13 protein-coding genes are annotated in these 17581 nt (G+C 61.8%); 6 read left to right on the top strand and 7 right to left on the bottom strand.

Annotation, left to right across the window (positions count from 1 at the left end):
- Positions 1 to 230 precede the first annotated feature (230 nt).
- Positions 231 to 773: a GNAT family N-acetyltransferase gene (locus tag JQS30_RS05530; protein ID WP_213172380.1), complete on the top strand. Its 543-nt coding sequence runs from the start codon at positions 231 to 233 to the stop codon at positions 771 to 773.
- Positions 774 to 1111: 338 nt separating this feature from the next.
- Positions 1112 to 2101 carry an extensin family protein gene (locus JQS30_RS05525; protein WP_213172379.1) on the top strand — a complete coding sequence of 330 codons (990 nt, stop codon included), beginning with the start codon at positions 1112 to 1114 and terminating at the stop codon, positions 2099 to 2101.
- A 136-nt stretch (positions 2102 to 2237) separates the two neighbouring features.
- On the opposite strand, the gene JQS30_RS05520 is transcribed toward JQS30_RS05525, so the two are convergent.
- Together JQS30_RS05520 and nrdR are read right to left on the bottom strand one after the other, a co-directional pair.
- Positions 2238 to 5027 (bottom strand): vitamin B12-dependent ribonucleotide reductase, encoded by a 2790-nt coding sequence (locus JQS30_RS05520; protein WP_343076184.1) that lies wholly within the window; start codon positions 5025 to 5027, stop codon positions 2238 to 2240.
- Positions 5028 to 5535: 508 nt separating this feature from the next.
- Complete coding sequence (nrdR, locus tag JQS30_RS05515) at positions 5536 to 6009, bottom strand: transcriptional regulator NrdR (RefSeq protein ID WP_213172377.1); 474 nt, start codon at positions 6007 to 6009, stop codon at positions 5536 to 5538.
- 462 nt (positions 6010 to 6471) lie between these two features.
- Here nrdR and lexA point away from each other — a divergent pair, with 462 nt between their 5' ends.
- Positions 6472 to 7080: a transcriptional repressor LexA gene (gene lexA, locus JQS30_RS05510; RefSeq protein ID WP_213172376.1), complete on the top strand. Its 609-nt coding sequence runs from the start codon at positions 6472 to 6474 to the stop codon at positions 7078 to 7080.
- A 230-nt stretch (positions 7081 to 7310) separates the two neighbouring features.
- Here lexA and JQS30_RS05505 read toward each other — a convergent pair whose 3' ends face one another.
- Positions 7311 to 9155: a hypothetical protein gene (locus JQS30_RS05505; protein WP_213172375.1), complete on the bottom strand. Its 1845-nt coding sequence runs from the start codon at positions 9153 to 9155 to the stop codon at positions 7311 to 7313.
- A 359-nt stretch (positions 9156 to 9514) separates the two neighbouring features.
- The gene (gene hflX, locus JQS30_RS05500; protein WP_213172374.1) at positions 9515 to 10918 is read right to left on the bottom strand and encodes a GTPase HflX; all 1404 of its coding nucleotides are present in this window, start codon (positions 10916 to 10918) and stop codon (positions 9515 to 9517) included.
- A 611-nt stretch (positions 10919 to 11529) separates the two neighbouring features.
- On the opposite strand from hflX, the gene JQS30_RS05495 reads away from it, so the two are divergent.
- Entirely contained in the window at positions 11530 to 12936 is a 1407-nt protein-coding gene (locus JQS30_RS05495; RefSeq protein WP_213172373.1) for an NAD-dependent malic enzyme, read from the top strand.
- Between the two features lie 146 nt (positions 12937 to 13082).
- Here the strand turns inward: JQS30_RS05495 and dapF are convergent, their stop codons facing one another.
- Positions 13083 to 13925: a diaminopimelate epimerase gene (gene dapF / locus JQS30_RS05490; protein WP_343076183.1), complete on the bottom strand. Its 843-nt coding sequence runs from the start codon at positions 13923 to 13925 to the stop codon at positions 13083 to 13085.
- A gap of 50 nt (positions 13926 to 13975) precedes the next feature.
- Between dapF and JQS30_RS05485 the strand changes: the two genes are divergently transcribed.
- The gene (locus JQS30_RS05485) at positions 13976 to 15079 is read left to right on the top strand and encodes a nicotinate-nucleotide--dimethylbenzimidazole phosphoribosyltransferase (RefSeq protein WP_213172371.1); all 1104 of its coding nucleotides are present in this window, start codon (positions 13976 to 13978) and stop codon (positions 15077 to 15079) included.
- A gap of 183 nt (positions 15080 to 15262) precedes the next feature.
- On the opposite strand, the gene JQS30_RS05480 is transcribed toward JQS30_RS05485, so the two are convergent.
- Entirely contained in the window at positions 15263 to 15787 is a 525-nt protein-coding gene (locus JQS30_RS05480) for an SRPBCC family protein (protein ID WP_213172370.1), read from the bottom strand.
- A 54-nt stretch (positions 15788 to 15841) separates the two neighbouring features.
- Here JQS30_RS05480 and JQS30_RS05475 point away from each other — a divergent pair, with 54 nt between their 5' ends.
- Positions 15842 to 16435: a TetR/AcrR family transcriptional regulator gene (locus JQS30_RS05475; protein ID WP_213172369.1), complete on the top strand. Its 594-nt coding sequence runs from the start codon at positions 15842 to 15844 to the stop codon at positions 16433 to 16435.
- 80 nt (positions 16436 to 16515) lie between these two features.
- Here JQS30_RS05475 and JQS30_RS05470 read toward each other — a convergent pair whose 3' ends face one another.
- On the bottom strand, positions 16516 to 17502 hold the full coding sequence (locus JQS30_RS05470; RefSeq protein ID WP_213172368.1) for an NAD-dependent epimerase/dehydratase family protein: 987 nt from the start codon (positions 17500 to 17502) through the stop codon (positions 16516 to 16518).
- Between the last annotated feature and the right edge of the window lie 79 nt (positions 17503 to 17581).

Genomic DNA, 17581 nt, shown 5'->3' with positions numbered 1-17581 from the left:
ACATACACAACCGAATACACGTCACGGGGGCCGTGCCAGCTCAGCGCTGGTGCGGCCCCTCCCTATCCAGGCTTGCGGCAAGCCCTGTCACACAGGCCACTGTGACCTCAAGGAAGCGTCACTTCGCGGCGTTACTGTGGCAGGAGTAAATCCTCGCGACAGCTGGCGGCACTCCCCCTGGCCAGCCGAGGGCTACACCGCCCATCGGGCCACTGTGATTTGGAGGAATCATGACCACCAACCCCACCACCAACATCGACACCTATCCCTCTTCGGGCCTCGTGGTCAGGCCCGCCGAACCCGGTGACTACGCAGCCATAGCCGAGGTCGTGACACAGGCTTATCGGGCTGTGGGCCAGTTGGAGGGCACCGCCAGCTTTTACGAACAAGAACTTCGTGACGTGGCCGGTCGCGTCGAAAAGGCCGAGGTCATCGTGGCCGTGGACGCCACCAGCAACGACGTTCTCGGATCAGTCACCATCTGCCCAGTGGATAGCCCACTCTCCGAACTGGCTCAACCCGGGGAGTTGGAGTTTCGCATGCTAGCCGTATCGACCTCCGCGCAGCGGCGCGGAGTGGGTCGAGCACTTGTCCAAGCAGTCTGCGACAGGGCACGAGAACTCGACTGCCATCAGCTGGTGATCTACGTGCGCACAGCCGTGGCGGCCGAGGCGGTCGCCCTATACGAAAAACTTGGTTTCGAGACCATGCCCGAGCGCGATTGGATGCCCATCCCAACGGTGACCCTGCACGCTTACCGCCTGCGCCTCTAAACCCGACCACGCATACGTATCAAGCCCTCTTCCCCTGGCAGGGGTAGAGGGCTTGATACGTATGCGCTTCCTTGCCAACATGCTACGGCCCAGGTCGTGAGGCCCAACGCCACCGCTTGACATATGGCGACGCTAACGAGCGCCCCGCAGCGGTTCCTAGCCGACGACCGGCCCTTATACGCCTGAATCGACAACGCTCGTACTTTTGGGTGGATTCGCGGCAATACGCTTTTTGCCCCCGTGTGAGGCATTAATCTGCGAAACACGCCGATGCTGTTCCAAGCCTCTGGATCAGCGGGCCTCACATCTGCCGCTCTAGCGTCGGAAGGACCTCCCTCATGTCGCATCAGCAACCCTCGCCTTCTCCGCATCGGAGGCAAACCACCCGTCTGGGCCGCCGCACGTTTCTGCGCGCCGGGTTGGCCGGTCTCACCGCCGGTGCCACGTCGATGACGTGGGGGCCCTCCGCAATGGCACACACCGACCTCGCGGACGCGGAGTTCACCGTCGCTTGCAGAACCGAAGAGTCGTTCGCCGAGTGCGCTCGTCCCTCCGGCCAATGGAATTGGGTAGGGGTGTCTTCGTGCAAGCTGCGGTATCGCACCGGGTATCAGGGACCGAACTTGGCAGACAAGCCCGCGTTGGGCAGCCATCCGAACGTGACGACATTTCCCTTCAACGGAAACTTCAAAGGGCTGTGCAATGACTGGGCGAAGTATCTCAACCAGGTGGTGCGGGATGTGCGATCGGAGAATATCGACTGGGTGGGAAGCGCGGGAACGTTCGCGTGCACATCCGGACAACATGGGACGGGTTCGGCGTTCGATCTGACGCGTATCAATGGCACCGGCAATTTGCGCGTCGACATGAATCGGCATTGGCGCCCCGGACAATCGCGGGGACATCGGCGTCGTTACCTAGGGGTGATGGCTTCGTGCCGCCAATACTTCCGCGTGGTTCTCAACGGCTGGCACGACACTGATGGGACCCACGGCAATCACATTCACTTCGACAATGCCGGCTCGACGACGCGGCTGGCGTTTCGCAACGAACCCAATGCGCGCACCGATGTAACCCTCGTGCAGGTCTCGGCCCGCTTGTTGGGCATCAATCGCAACATCGACATCGACCGGATTTGGGGGCCGATCACCGAACGCGCGTTTCAGGACCTGCGCAAAGCCTTCAAGATCGATACGCTTCCCAGTCCCATCGGCAACCGGGAGTCGACGTATCTGTTCTTGGACCTGATCGCGCGCACCTCGCTGGGAAACTTCGCCGCCGGAGACATCACCTACAGTGATTTGTCCGCTGGCGATGATGTGAAGTGAGTGGACCCAGCATCGACCCAACGCTAGCTATGGCCACCACATGCCCGATGGGCCCGAAACTAAGGCTTCCGGGCCCATCGGCTCACTCTCGTTGGTCAGTGAAGGCGTTCTGTTCGGTCACGTTCCTTCGAGAAGGCTACGAACAACCTGAGGTCGCTCCGCATCCTTCACAGGCGTAGCACGACCCTGAGGGCCGCATGGTGGTTCCGCAGTTCATACACAGCGGAGCATCGGCGGCCCTGCTACGCGAGCCCGTCAAAATGTCCTCGCGGGCAGTCGCTCCCAGGTTGTCCTGCACCACTTCGACGACCTTTTCGATCGGAGCCGAGGCGGACATGGCGGCGAACTCGCGTTCGGTTTCCGAAGAGTGGACCAACGATGGGTCGTCCCCATTGAGTTCGGCCGTGCGCTCGGCGGTGGTCATAATGCCCAGCGCGGCCCGCTTTTCGAACGGGAGGTAGTCCAACGCCAAACGACGGAAGATGTAGTCGACCACCGAGGCCGCCATGCGTACGTCCGGATCGTCGGTCATGCCAGCTGGTTCGAAGCGCATGTTGGTGAACTTTTCGACGTACTTCTCCAGTGGCACTCCGTATTGCAGCGCTATCGAGATCGCCACGGAGAACGCGTCCATCATTCCCGCCAGGGTCGAGCCCTGCTTGGACATTTTCAGGAACACTTCGCCAACTCCATCGTCTGGATAGGACGAAGCGGTCAAGTAGCCCTCGGCTCCACCGACGGCAAAGGAGACCGTCTGACTGGGCCGGACTTTCGGCAAGCGGCGGCGTACCGGACGGTACTCGACGACCTTCTGCGTCTGGGTAGACTTCTCGGTCGCTTTCTGGTCGGTCTTGGAGATGGACAGCGGCTGCCCCACCTTGCAGTTATCGCGGTAGACCGCCAGGGCCTTCAGCCCTTGCTTCCATCCTTCGAAGTAGATGCGTTCGAAGTCCTCGACAGTGGCCGTCTCAGGTACGTTGACGGTCTTTGAGATCGCACCGGAGAGAAATGGCTGTGCCGCGGCCATCATCTGAACGTGGCCCATCGGAGAAATTGAGCGCTCCCCCATCGCACAATCAAAGACCGGATAGTGATCTTTTTGCAAGTGGGGCGCGTCGATGACGTGACCATGCTCGGCAATGTAGTCGACTATCGCCTGTCGTTCTTCGGCCGTATATCCAAGTCGGTCCAGTGCCCGTCCAACTGTCTGGTTGACGATCTGCATCGAACCGCCGCCGACGAGCTTCTTGTACTTGACCAACGCCAAATCCGGTTCGATGCCCGTCGTGTCGGCGTCCATCATGAATGAAATGGTGCCGGTGGGCGCGAGGACACTGGCTTGGGAGTTGCGCCAGCCGTGGGTAGCGCCCAACTCATTGCCCCGATGCCATTCCTGCGTTGCGGCGCGCAAGACCGTGGCGTCGACATCGTTGAATGTCTCGACCTGTTCGCAGGCCGCCTCGTGCTTGCGCATGACAGCCTGGTGGGCCTCGGCGTTCTTGGCGTAGCCCTCGTATGGTCCGACCACTGCGGCGATTTCGGCGGAGCGGCGGTAGGAGACTCCGGTCATCAACGAAGTGATCGCGGCGGAGACCGAGCGCCCTTCGGGCGAGTCATAGGGCAGCCCCGATGCCATCAGCAGGGCCCCCAAGTTGGAATAGCCGATGCCCAGTTGGCGATAGGCGCGGGTGTTTTCGCCGATCTTCTCCGTGGGGAAGTCCGCGAACGAAATCGAGATCTCCATAGCGGTAATGACGAATTCGACCGCCTTGGTGAAGTGCTCCACGTCGAACGAGCCGTCGTCGTTGAGGAACTTCATGAGGTTGAGCGAGGCCAAGTTACACGATGAGTTGTCGATGTGGACGTATTCGGAGCATGGGTTGGACGCGGTGATACGCCCGGTGACCGGGCACGTGTGCCACTCGTTGATGGTGTCGTCGTACTGGATGCCCGGGTCGGCGCATTCCCATGCGGCCGTGGCCACCTTGCGGAACAGTTCCCGGGCGTCACGCCTTTCGATCGGCTCGCCTGTGGTGCGGGCCCGCAGCGCGAAGTCGGTGCCCTTCTCCACGGCTGCCATGAACTCATCGGTGACACGCACCGAGTTATTGGCGTTTTGGTACTGCACCGAGACGATGTCTTCGCCGCCCAGATCCATGTCGAAACCAGCGTCGCGCAATGCGCGGATCTTGTCCTCTTCGCGAGCCTTGGTGTCGATGAATTCCTCGACATCGGGGTGGTCGATATCGAGGACGACCATCTTGGCGGCCCGGCGAGTCGCACCGCCGGACTTGATGGTCCCCGCCGAGGCGTCGGCTCCGCGCATGAAGCTGACTGGCCCCGAGGCGTTGCCGCCCGAGGAGAGCAGTTCTTTGGATGAGCGGATGTCCGAAAGGTTGACTCCGGATCCGGAACCCCCTTTGAAGATCAGGCCTTCCTCTTTGTACCAATCAAGGATGGACTCCATCGTGTCGTCAACGCTGAGGATGAAACAGGCCGAGACCTGCTGCTTGGACTCGGTGCCCACGTTGAACCACACTGGGGAATTGAAGCTGAAGTACTGGTGCAAGATCAGCCAGGTGAGTTCGGCTTCAAAGACCTCGGCGTCAGCTACGGAGGCGAAGTAGCCGCCCTTCTCGCCTGCGGCACGATAGGTCTTGGCCACCCGGTCGATCAGCTGCTTCAGGCTGTGCTCACGCTGTGAGGTCCCCACCGCCCCTCGAAAGTACTTCGAGGTCACGATCTGGGTGGCGTTCTGGCTCCAAAACGCGGGGAACTCTACCCCACGCTGCTCAAAATTGACCGTCCCGTCGCGCCAATTGGTCATCACCACGTCGCGCTTCTCCCATACGACCTCGTCGTAGGGATGAACGCCCTCGCTGGTGAAGGCGCGGGAAATTGTCAATCCGCCTGAGTTCTCGCCCATGTGCTTGCCTTTGGTACCGGTAGTTGAGGTCTTCTTGCCATCAGTCCGGGTGGTCTTGACCCGGTTCTTCTTATTCGATGCCTTCGCATGCGCGCTGTTCGCAGTTTGATGTGGAACCGACGCTTCCCCGCTGGCCATGCTGTCCCCGTTCTTACTGTTGATCCGCTGTCATTTTTCGACGGTCCAGTCTCACGGTGCCGCTCTCACCCGGCATCGGCGCTACTTTTTACCGTCGATCTCCCAACACCGCGCTAGGCGAGGTTGGGTTGGTCCGACGCGTCTAGACAGACGACGTCGCCTTGGTCCACCGGTGCCACTTCTTCATCGTCGGTCTCGGGTGTGACACTTCCGAGCGGCAAACGACCTGTGCGCGGCCAACGGCGGACCGTAAAGCGCGATGTGTCCGGCAGCCAGCTCATCCCTGGCCAGGAGCGAGTTCGTGGCCACAAGCTGGGCCTACACCGCAGCTGAACGCTATGAACATGGGTCGGGCTGGACAACTGGGTGCCTACCCGGTCGATGCCGCCGAAGTCTGGTCGCTCTGCCCGCGCAGATCCGCGATGGCCGCCTCAAAATCCTCGACCGAATCGAACGAACGGTAGACCGAGGCGAAACGTAGGTAGGCCACTTCATCGAGCTCACGCAAGGGCGGCAGGATCGCCAGGCCCACTTCGTTGCTGGCCAGTTCGGCCACACCGCGAGAGCGGATTTCATCCTCGACCTGTTGGGCGAGGGCCTCCAAGGCATCCCGGGTGACCGGCCGCCCCTGACAGGCCTTCATGACCCCAGTGACGACCTTGTGGCGGCTGAATGGCTCTGTGACGCCAGAGCGCTTCACAATGGCGAGGACGGACTCCTCTACAGTGGTAAAACGCTTTTCGCAGCTTTGACAGGCTCGGCGGCGGCGAATGAGCATCCCGTCGTCCCCTTCGCGCGAGTCCACGACCCGTGAGTCGGGATGCCGACAGTATGGGCACCGCATCTACGCCTCCTTCAAAACCGTATGTACGTACTAATTCCCGATAACGGACGAACGATGACAATCTCTGTGCCACCGCCACGCATTCGAGAGTGTCACAGCCCCAGAATTTATCAATCCGACCCCAATAAATAGTGATCACCTCTACATTAAACCACTATATATTGTGTTAGCAACGAGAATTCGAGCGAAAATACGAATGACCAGTTCACTTCAATGCGAGGTGTATCACGCCTCTATTTTTTCTTTACCCTACTGACCGTTTTCGCCGCCTGTGGGGTGAATCGCCGACCCAAGACGCCCGTCATCTGCCCTAGCTGACACGCTGAAGTCGTACTTGTGTTTGACTCAGGCGGGACAATGAGTTAGATTAGCGAAATCGCATGTGCTGTCCCTTTTGCCAATACAGGAGATACCGTGGCCAGCAATCCCACTCCCGTGAAATCCAAATCGAATATTCTCACGATGCGTCAAAAGCAAGTGCTGGAGTACATCGAGGAATTCACGAGCAACAAGGGCTACCCACCCAGCGTGCGCGAGATCGGCGAAGTAGTCGGTTTGGCATCAGCCTCGTCGGTCGCCTATCAGATTAAACAACTTGAAGCCAAAGGCTATCTGCATCGCCAGGCGGGACGCCCGCGTGCCGTCGGAGTCAAGCAGAAGACCCCAGCTGGGGTACAAACATGCACTAAACACCCACGCCCACGCTACGTTCCCATGGTCGGCGAGATCGCCGCCGGGGCCCCGATACTGGCCGAAGAGCGCGACTACGACGTCATGCCGCTGCCGGCCGAATTCGTTGGCGAAGGCGTCCACTTCCTACTTCGCGTCAAAGGCGACTCCATGATCGAAGCGGCCATAGCCGACGGCGACTGGGTGGTCGTACGACAACAGCCCGAGGCCTACAACGGCGAGATCGTAGCGGCCATGATCGACGGCGAAGCGACCGTCAAGAAGTGGAAGCGCAACAATGGGCAACCGCTCCTGCTACCGGCCAACCCCCGCTATGAACCCATCGAAGCCGGGGAAGCCGAGATTTTGGGCCGCGTCGTAGCAGTACTGCGCAAGCTATAGCCACGCTGCGAGCCGCTGCGAACCCCCGGGTCTCGCGAGAGCCTTCGGGCTGTCCATAGACCGGTCACGACCAGCCGAGCACGACGATCCTTAAGCCGCCTCGGCGACGGAATAAGTTGGCAGCTGTCGCCGAGTGCGTCTACAACAGATGGCTCATCACCACACAGGCCACTCAACGCATCCATCCCGTGTGTCACTCTTGCGTGACGTGCGGGACTCCAAGGGCCGTCTCAGCCCTCGCGTCCCCGGCCTTGGCCTCGCCACTGGTCATCTTCGTGCGAACTGGCGCCGTATACCGACCCGGATGGCCCCGCCCCGCTTGTGTCCCCGTAGACCGAACCGGACTCACCACCTCCGTAGACGCTGCCTCCGCCCGAGCCATAGGTGGTACCGCTTGTGCCCGTACTGCCGTAGGTGTTCCCTCGACTGCCGGAATCCGAAGCGCCGTAGGTACTACCCCGGGCCGCACCCGTCGCACCGTAAGTCGTCCCCGGCGTCCGTTCGGATTCAGCCGAGGAAGGCGAAGGCGCACCACCGTAAACCGAACCGGCCTCGTCGTTAGCCCCCGCGCCATAGACGTTCCCACCACGTGCTGCCGCACCTGCGCCGTAGGTGGTCCCACCTCCGGTGGCTGAACGTCCGGACGTGCCTTTGAACCAACCGTTTTCGGCGTTGGCCTCTACTTCGGCATCGGACCCGGCCCCGGTACGCGATTGCGCCGATCCGTACACCGAGCCGCCTTCGCGGGCCCCAGCAGCTCCGTAGACGGATCCTTCGCTGTTCTTGGCTCCCCCATACACCGTGCCGCCTTCGTCGCGACGAGCACGATTGGCCAGCTGACTGACTTCGGGGTCGCCGTAGTTTTCCTCGACCTTGATATCGGGCGCGAACGCGGCCGCGTGATTCTCCGAGTCGAAATCGTCCAAGTCGTCCAAGTCGTCATCGAGGTCAGAGTCGTCCTCAAGGCTCAACGCCCGCTCACGGGCCTGGCGGCGGTAGCGCACGATGATCCAGATACCGCCGAACATGATCAGCAGGCCGATAACAGCCGCGGCCGCGAGCGTCTTGATAATCCCGTCAGGTCCAAGAGTGTCAATGAGCCAGTCGGTGAAACCCTGGTCCCTGCCCGGCCTTTCGCTGGCCGCCTCTTCGCCGCCCTCATCGTCCTCTTCTTCGGCCACGCTTGCGGGAACGTAGCTGCGCAGCGACGCACCAGAGTCGCCGGGGCCAGCGGTGACGAATTCACCGTCCTCGTCATAGGCGATGGTCCCACCGGTCTGGCCCGGCAGCGGAGTAATACGAGGTTCATTCTCCTCAAGCGAAGAGAAGATGTCCCCGTCTATGTCCCATTCATAGGCGTCGGAGGCGGTACGCAGGACTACGCGCTCTCCGTCTGGTGACATAGCCGCTCCACTGACATCGGTGCCGCCGTGCCCAGTGTCAGTCGGTTCGAGGCTGACCGTGGCGACGCGTTCTAGCGGGGTGTTCTCTTCGAGATACTGGTCGGTGGGAGGACTATAGAGAACGACGTCGGCGCCGTCGTTGTACAAGAAGACGACGGAGTCGTCTGGAGTAAGCAGCATCGTATCGACGTGTTTGGGGCCGTCGGGATAGACGAAACGAAACATTTGCCGATCGCTGGCGTCGTTGGGGTTAACGCGAGTAACGGCCACTTGCGGGCGATCGGTGAGTTGGTCGCCTGTATCGGCCGCCCAGAGGTACCCGTCCGAAGCCATCGCCAGGTCCTCTGGTTCACGCGGCTGATGGTTGATCATGATCGGCTCATGAACCAGACAGCTCGCGTCGACACGGAAGATCTCCATGGCGGCACCGTGATAGGAACTATCGGGCAGCACCCAGTAGCCATTGTCGGCAGGGGCTATTCCGGCGATATTCGCTAGACGATCGTCGGCGACTTCGCACACGACTTCGCCACCGGAGGGGTCTCCCTCGGCGTCGTCGTCATCACCCTCTTGGGCATGTACCGGAACGGCCATTCCCACGAATGCCGTCGCAACGACTCCGGCGAGAAAACGGCTGCCCCAGTGCCACGTTCGCTGGTCACTGTCACGCATCGCAAAACAGTGTCCCAGAACACCAACACCCCACCGCAGCGGGCTAGTGAATCATGCTCAAAACCACTCTCAAAGTGCAGCTCAGCATCCACAGTCGTCAATGGATACCGCTTTGTCGGGGGTATTTGTCTCCTTTGTTAGAGATCGACATGTGCCATAGAGGCCCCAATCGCGTATATCCCTAGGAAACGGTCATCCCAGACTGTCGTGCCGCATTCCGCATCCCGCTCCACCACCGCAGGCGGTATGACGTCTCCCCCACGGCGAAACGGCCCCACCCACACACATCACCAGAAAGCGTGGTGGGGAGGGAGCACCTTTCGGTGTTCCCTCCCCACCACATCAAGCGCGGGAGCCCACTAGGAGGTCGTCGTATACGGCTCCAGTTCGGAGGCCAAAGCGGGTCCGACCGCAGCCGTCATCACGGTGCCTTCCCCGGTGTGTTCAACCGAGACGACCTCTCCGTGCGTGCGCACCCTCGACTCCAGGTCACCCCGGTCATATGGCAGGCTCACCGTGAGCGTGACTTGAGGACGGGGCAACGCCTGCTCAATTCGCTCTTGTAGCTTGTCGATGCCCTCACCGGTCGCCGCGGAGACGAACGCGGCATCGGGCCAATCCGAATGCAAACGCAGCAGCGTCTCAGCCGAGACGGCGTCAACCTTGTTGACAATCAAGAGCTCGGGAACGTTTTGCGCGTCGACCTCGCTGAACACTTCCCGCACAGCCGCCACTTGGGAGGCCGGGTCCGGGTGGTCACCATCGATGACGTGCAACACCAGGTCAGCATCGGCCACTTCTTCCAGTGTGGAACGGAATGCCTCGACTAGCTGGTGCGGTAGATGCCGCACGAATCCAACCGTGTCCGACAGGGTGTATTCCCGACCGTCGGAGGTCTGAGTACGGCGCGTGGTCGTGTCCAGGGTCGCAAAAAGCGCGTCCTGCACCAGGATGCCCGCACCGGTGAGCCGGTTGAGCAGCGAAGACTTGCCCGCATTGGTGTAGCCGGCAATAACGACGGCGGGTACCTCGTGCCGGGTGCGGTCCGAGCGTTTGGTGTCGCGCGAGGTCTTCATGCGACTGAGATCTTTGCGCAATTTGGCGATGCGGGTATTGATGCGCCGCCGGTCCGTCTCCAGTTTCGTCTCACCGGGTCCACGCAGACCGACACCGCCACTGGCGCCACCGGCTCGACCGCCAGCCTGTCGGCTCATGGCGTCACCCCAGCCGCGCAGTCGCGGCAGCAGGTACTGCAATTGAGCCAGCTCGACCTGGGCTTTACCTTCGCGGCTCTTGGCGTGCTGGGCGAAAATATCCAAGATCAGCGCCGTGCGGTCCACGACCTTGACGTTGACCTCTTTTTCCAGAGTGCGCAATTGACCCGGCGAGAGTTCGCCGTCGCAGATCACGGTGTCGGCTCCGAGAGCCTCCACAACGTCCTTAAGTTCTTCGACCTTGCCCGAACCGATGTACGTGCCCGCGTCAGGCTTGGACCGGCGTTGCAACATGCCGTCGAGAACTTCCGAACCTGCGGTCTCAGCCAGAGCGGCGAGTTCACTCAGGGAGTTCTCCGCGTCGACGACGGTACCTTCGGTCCAGACACCGACCAAGACCACGCGCTCCAGGCGTAGCTGTCGATATTCGGCGTCGGTGACGTCGGCAAGTTCTGTGGTGAGGCCGTCGACGCGGCGTAGCGCCTGGCGGGCCTCCAGATCGAGGTCTCCGCCGGTTGGCAGGTCCTCAAAGTGATTGTCTTCATGCATACGTGATACTTCGTGTCTCAAGTTGGATGTCCATCCTTCAGCCGGATAAAGTTTGTCACCTACAGCGGGCTGAGTGGCGATCCCACCGGTTCGCATTATGCGGGCGATCGGTTACGGGTGTTTCCATCCGCTGTGGTTTGCGTTGCGGGATTATTGCTGCGGGAGCGTTCGCGATTCGGCACGTGATCCGACCTCGCTGAGGCGTCCGTTAGCTCAGCTGAAAATCAAGGTCATGGACTCCACTGTGAGAGTACCTCCGTAAGTGCGGCGAATTGGTGCTAGCGACGAGCATGGCAGCTCAATTGGCATAACGCATCTGATTTTTGGGGCATTCCCGATATCGGGCCCAAAACAGCGGTGAGGTCGGTTGTCACCGGCTAGGCCAGGTACGCATGGCCCCTCGGCGTCACTGGCAGCCTGGAGAACCGATAATGAGCGCATGTTCGCCGGTGGAACAGGGGTACTCAACCTGATGTGGTCTCCACCGTAGGTGTGGCCTCCACTGATGCCGATCACCCATTGTAGTGATAAGAATGATAATTAGAGCCATTTCACAAATGAAGCTAGAGAAGTTTCACAACTGACGCCGCGTCTTATCTCAAGGAGCCTCCATGTCTGACGCCCGCCTCCCCAGCGCTGGATTCTCGATCACTGTCCGTTTGGCCCTTTCGGCCGATCCGGGCGCGGCAGGTCGACTTGCGACCGTTGTTGGTCAGGCAGGCGCGATCGTGACGGCTCTGGACGTCGTCTCCTCCGAGCACACTCGCATGGTGGTCGACCTGACCTGTGACACCTCGGATGCCCACCATGCCGAACAGGTGACACAGATTCTGGGCGCCATGCCTGACTTCGAGGTGAAGAAGGTCTCCGACCGAACGTTCTTGCTGCACTTGGGCGGCAAGATCGAGGTGAAGTCGAAGGTGCCGTTGCGCAACCGCGACGACCTGTCAATGGCCTACACCCCGGGTGTGGCGCGAGTGTGCCAGGCGATTGCCAACAACCCCGACGACGCTCGTCGTCTGACTATCAAGCGCAATTCTGTGGCCGTGGTATCCGACGGTTCGGCGGTGCTGGGTTTGGGCAATATCGGGCCCGAGGCGGCAATGCCGGTCATGGAGGGCAAGGCCGCCCTGTTCAAGAAGTTCGGTGACGTCGACGCGTGGCCGGTGTGTCTGGACACCCAAGACACTGAGGAGATCATCAACACGGTGGCTAATTTGGCCCCGACCTTCGGCGGCATCAACCTGGAGGACATCGCCGCGCCGCGCTGTTTCGAGATCGAGGAGAAGCTGCGCGAGCGCCTTGACATTCCGGTGTTCCACGACGACCAGCACGGCACCGCGATCGTGGTCATGGCGGCGCTGACCAATGCGCTGCGGGTGGTGAACAAGGAGTTCTCTGACACGAAGATCGTTGTCGCCGGGGCGGGAGCCGCTGGTACCGCGATCATCCGGCTGCTGATGAAGCATGATGTCAAGGACATCATTGTGTGTGACCGCGAAGGTGCCCTGTGTCGGGGCACTGAGGCCCCGGACGCGACGAAGAAGTGGCTGGCGGAGAACACGAACAAGGACAACTACCAGGGCGACCTGGCTGGGGCGATGCGGGGAGCCGATGTCTTCATCGGTGTGAGCGCCCCGAACATCCTCAAGGGCTCTGATGTGGCGACCATGGGTGGCGACCCGATCGTGTTCGCCCTGGCCAACCCGGACCCGGAGATCAGCCCAACCGAAGCGGCGCGCCACGCCGCGATCGTGGCTACGGGGCGGTCCGATCAGCCCAACCAGATCAACAACGTTCTAGCCTTCCCTGGTGTGTTCCGGGGCTTGCTGGACGCGCAGGCACGTGGCTGGCACGATGACGCGGCCATGGCGGCGGCTACGGCGATCGCCGATTGCGTGGGAGCGGACAAGATCAACCCCACGTACATCATCCCCAGCGTCTTTGACTCGAAGGTGGCTCCGGCTGTGGCAGCGGCCGTGCGCGAGGTGATGGTCAAAAACCACCCGGAGGATTAGCTCCTCCTTGGTGTTTCCTCAACCGGGGAACTCATATTCGTTGGGAAGCGGGGGCCGCGACATGTGCTGTCGCGGCCCCCGCTTCCCTTGTTTGCGTTGCCACCCTTTGTGGAAGTGGCCAGCGCGCGGCGGTCGTTCCCGGCCGGTTAGAGACGGACGGTTCCCGATGCCACGATGAGGGCTGGTCCGCTCATGAGGATGGTCTCCGCGGTGACGGTGATGTGCAGGGTTCCGCCGGGCACGTCGACCCGACAGGAACCGGTTGCGACCGTGCCCGGTTCGATGGGGCCAGCGCTGTGGCGCAGCGCCACTGCGGCCGCGGCGCAGGTACCGGTTCCGCACGAGGCCGTCTCACCGACTCCGCGTTCGAAGACGCGCATGTGTATGTGTGGGGCTTCTCCGGCGATGAACTCGACGTTGGCTCCGTGGGGAAAGATGCGTTTGTCCACAATCGGGGCGGTGTGCAGGTTCAGGTCGTCGACCTCGGCTTGTGACCCCAGGTGGCACACGAGGTGCGGATTTCCCATCGACACTGCTTGTCCGGGCCAGGCGTATCCCTCTAGCGAGGCTTGGGAGGTGGGCCCGAATTCGGCGGGGCCCATGTCGACCACGAGGTTGTCGCCGTCTATTCGTACCTCTTTGATGCCGGCCCTGGTCGCCACTTTGATGTGGTCGCCGGAGGCCATTCCCTGTTCCAGCAGGTACCGGGCGAAGACTCGCACGCCGTTTCCACACATTTCCGAGACGGAGCCATCGGCGTTGTAGTAGTCCATGAACCACTTGGCGCCTGTCAGATCCGCCGCTGGCGCGGTGTCGCTGTCCTCTAGGTAGGCCGCTGTGGGGATGACCCGCAACAATCCGTCACCGCCGATGCCTGTGCGCCGGTTGCACAGAAAGGAGACCTCATCGGGTGTCAGCGGCCTGGAGTTGTCGTGATCTGGCACGATCACGAAGTCGTTTCCGGTGCCGTGTCCCTTGGCGAATTCAATGGTGGTCACAGTGCAATTGTCCCTCGAACGTGGCGCGATAACCTTAGATCGTGTCTGAATCAACCGCGGCGGGCCCGATGACGGACCTAAAAGCCAAATTCCCCAACGCAGTATGGACGACCCGCGCTCTCAATCGACTCGCGCGAGCTCAGATCCCCGGTAGTGGTTTGGGAGGTCTCGCCGCTTCAGTCGGCTGGGCCGCCAGGGTCCAGGGCACGGCCTCTCCCGTGCCTTTTTCCGCACCGAGACTGATCCAGTTCTGTGGAGCATATCCGCCCGGTTGGGATGCGGGCGAACTCATCGCGGTCCCGGAGCTGATCGCGTCGACTCGCAAGGGGGAGTCGCTGTTGGCCTCCACGGCCGCGCAGGCGCAGGTGCCTGTGGAGATCGTCGAGGTACCTGGTCACGAGTTTGTGGCGCCGGGGTTGCTCGATACTGCCAGCTTGCACTCGGCCCAAAGCCTTGGACGTCAGTCAGCTGACCGCGCGATTGATCAGGGTGCCGATATTCTCTTGATCGGCACTTTCGGTGCCGGGGCCGCCACCGCCGCTGCGGCCGTTACTTCGTTTACCACTCGCATGGACATCACCGAGTTGGTCGCGCCTATGTTCAATCGCGAGGGGCTGATCGACGACGCCAGTTGGATGCGTCGCGTCGCGGCTTTGCGTGATCACATGGCGCACAACCGCGGTTTCAAACGCAAGGCCGACGACGTTTCCGCCCGGTTGGGAGGCGCGGCGCTCAGCGCGGCCGCGGCGGCGATTGTTTCCGCCGCGGTGCGCAGCGTACCGGTTTTGTTGGACGGGCCCGGGGCGATGGCTGCGATGATGATCGCTCGCGAGTACACTCTCGCGGCTCCGAAATGGTGCTATTCCCCTGACCGTTCGCCGCATCCGGTGGTGGAGCGTCTGGCCAAACAGACGGGAATGGCCGCTGGCGCGGGTTTGGGTGTCGACATCGCCGACGGCATTAGCAATGTGCTCGGCTGGCAGCTGATGCAGCGAGCGGTGGAACTGGCGGCGTCTTTGCCCATCCCTGAGGATGGTGAGTCCGACGATTCGGTGGAGAAGGAGACTGAGGAGGACACCGAGGAGGACACTGAGCTGCCATTGGAGTTGCAGCCCAACGTTGATCCGAACTTGTTGGAAGACTGAGTTTGCGCGGGCCTCCTTGGCCCGCGCGGCCTTTAACAGCCCGACGTCTAGGTGGGAAGAGTTCTCCGGGATGTGGTGAGGTTGCTTCGGTCGACCTAGCGGTTTGGGTTGAGGGTCAATCTGTCGGTGCCCCATCCACATTGATGGTTTGCGCCTGTACTCAGGCGGTGAGCTGCTGCGGCCTCACCGGCGCGCGAAGGCCATATTGGCCTGGTGTGCCTTCACCATTGGTCGCTCGACGATCCAGTGCCACAGTCGCACCCACCACGACCAGGTGGCGGGTTTGGCCACTGCCCCGGTGGCCGCGCGCTGGGCATTGTCCAACAGGTCCTCCAGCAGCGCGTTGTGTAGGTGTATCACCACCAGCGGCAGCAAAATGCGCATAAAGCCCGTTGGGCGGCCGTGGAATTCGTGCCGCAACCGGCACCGGCGCTTCCCAAGCGCGACGAGCGTCATCTCGTGCGTTCCATCGATGCCGCTCTTGGGGTGGAATGCGAATCGGACTCGTTTGCCGGGCTCGAACTCGGTCACCCGGTACCGGATCTCCCCATGTCCGCCAGCGGCTCCGACGGCGAGGGGCCTATCCATCACCATCGGTACCCACTTTTCGCTCGGCCAGAGCCGATCCTCGGGCTGTCCCAAGTTATTCAACAGGCCCGCCACCGATTGGACTGGCGCTTCGATCACACGCTCATGGATGTTCTTCATGCCCACACCTTCCATACGCATCCGTATGTTTTTACATACGGTAGCGTATGTTCCATGACGAGGCAAGACCGCACATCCCGCCGGCTCACCGCCGAAGACTGGGCGGACGCGGCGCTACGTGCCATCGGTGAAGGAGGCCTCTCTAGCGTCGCCGTCGAGCCGCTGGCCCTCAAGCTCGGCACCACCAAGGGCAGCTTTTACCACCACTTCCGCAATCGGCGCTCTCTTATCGAAGCGGCCTTGGAAACCTGGGAACGCGATCACACCGATGCGGTCATCGCCCACGTCAGCACCATCGCCAACGAAGCCGGTGACCCGAAGGAACACCTGCGCGAGCTCTTCACCCTCATCGTCGAATACAGCCTGAACGATCACATCGAGATCGGCCTGCTATCCAGCGCCGACGACGCGGCGGTGGCAGCGGTACTGGAGCGCGTCACCCAGCGGCGCGTGGAGCACGTGGCGGCGATGTACGAGCGGATGGGCGACGATGCCACCACGGCATGGCAGAGGGCGGCGCTGGCGGTGAGCGTGTACCTGGGCCACTTGCAGCTGATTCGCATATCGAGGGGACTGCTTCCCACTCAGTCGCCCGAATGGAAGTGCCACGTCGAGCACGTCGTCTCGACGCTGTTGGCAGAGGGATAGCCAACGGCGCATCGGCCGAAGTGTCTTGCGCTGAGCACGCGGGGGCCGGACGGGAGATTCCATCCGGCCCCCGCTGAGTCTTAGGTTCGCGCCTTCCAGGCCGCGATCACGGCGGATTCCTTCTCCGGCGAGAGTTTCGCCTGCAAGTCGGCCTCGGTGTTCGTCTCCTGCCAACCGGCCACGGTTTCGGACAGCGGACGAATGTGTAGCGCAGCGTCGCGGGCCGGTTTACCGTCATAGCCTGTCATTCCGGCCATCGAATCGGGAACCCACATTCCCAGCGACTCCTCGCCAGCCCAGGGGTTAACACCCTGTTCCAGCAGGAACTCGCTATTGGTGTAGACGAACTCGGGGTCAGTGCCGACCGCTTTGGCAATCTGCGACAGGAAATCGCTCCAGGCGATGGGTTCACAGATGGCGTCGTAAGTGCCCTTGTATTTGCGCTCGGCCGCGCCGATGATCCAGGAAGCCAGGTCACGCACGTCGATCCACTGCACTAGCGCGTCGGCGCTGGGGGCGAGGATCTCGCCGCCCTGGGCGATCCGCCAGGGCCAGTAGCCGAAGCGGTCGGCGTCGTCGTGCGGGCCGATGATAAGGCCGGGGCGCGGGATGAAGGCCCGGTCGCCGTACTTGTCTCGGACCAGGTTCTCGACGGTGACTTTGCTGCGCCCGTAAGTTTGCGCGTCGCCGGGTGGTTCGGCAAAATCGGCCTCGATGGGCTCTAGGGTCTCGGCTGTCTGCGCGCTCTTGCCCGGCTCACTATGATCGGCATAGACGCTGATGCTGGAGACGAGAGTGTAGTGCCCGACGTTGTCGCCCAGCACTTCCAAAGTCTCCGCGACGTGGGCGGGAATCCGCGCCACGTCCACGACGGCGTCAAATTCACGACCACGCAGAGGCTCCAATGTGGAGGGATCGGTACGGTCGATCCGGATAAACTGTGCCCCTGGTGGAGGCTCGCCGGATTCGCCGCGTGCCGCGACCGTGACCTCGTGCCCGCGTTCAATGGCTTGGCGTCCAATTTCTTTGGACAGAAAGACAGTTCCGCCTAGTATCAATAGCTTCATGAGCTGATCCTTCCACGCGGCGGCGCCGCCAGCGAGGAATTTCACCGAGCGCTGAACGCGCTACGCCTATGGTCCAGAG

The organism is Natronoglycomyces albus (assembly GCF_016925535.1).
Taxonomy (GTDB): domain Bacteria; phylum Actinomycetota; class Actinomycetes; order Mycobacteriales; family Micromonosporaceae; genus Natronoglycomyces; species Natronoglycomyces albus.
Note: the sequence above shows the minus strand (reverse complement) of the source record. Positions and strands in the feature narration are given on the sequence as shown.

Coding starts and splice junctions, on each gene's coding strand:
- JQS30_RS05480 (WP_213172370.1), bottom strand. CDS start 15,787: ATGAAGAACATCCATGAGCGTGTGATCGAAGCGCCAGTCCAATCGGTG.
- hflX (WP_213172374.1), bottom strand. CDS start 10,918: ATGCATGAAGACAATCACTTTGAGGACCTGCCAACCGGCGGAGACCTC.
- JQS30_RS05520 (WP_343076184.1), bottom strand. CDS start 5,027: ATGGGCGAGAACTCAGGCGGATTGACAATTTCCCGCGCCTTCACCAGC.
- lexA (WP_213172376.1), top strand. CDS start 6,472: ATGCGTCAAAAGCAAGTGCTGGAGTACATCGAGGAATTCACGAGCAAC.
- JQS30_RS05530 (WP_213172380.1), top strand. CDS start 231: ATGACCACCAACCCCACCACCAACATCGACACCTATCCCTCTTCGGGC.
- JQS30_RS05505 (WP_213172375.1), bottom strand. CDS start 9,155: ATGCGTGACAGTGACCAGCGAACGTGGCACTGGGGCAGCCGTTTTCTC.
- nrdR (WP_213172377.1), bottom strand. CDS start 6,009: ATGCGGTGCCCATACTGTCGGCATCCCGACTCACGGGTCGTGGACTCG.
- JQS30_RS05495 (WP_213172373.1), top strand. CDS start 11,530: ATGTCTGACGCCCGCCTCCCCAGCGCTGGATTCTCGATCACTGTCCGT.
- JQS30_RS05475 (WP_213172369.1), top strand. CDS start 15,842: ATGACGAGGCAAGACCGCACATCCCGCCGGCTCACCGCCGAAGACTGG.
- JQS30_RS05470 (WP_213172368.1), bottom strand. CDS start 17,502: ATGAAGCTATTGATACTAGGCGGAACTGTCTTTCTGTCCAAAGAAATT.
- JQS30_RS05525 (WP_213172379.1), top strand. CDS start 1,112: ATGTCGCATCAGCAACCCTCGCCTTCTCCGCATCGGAGGCAAACCACC.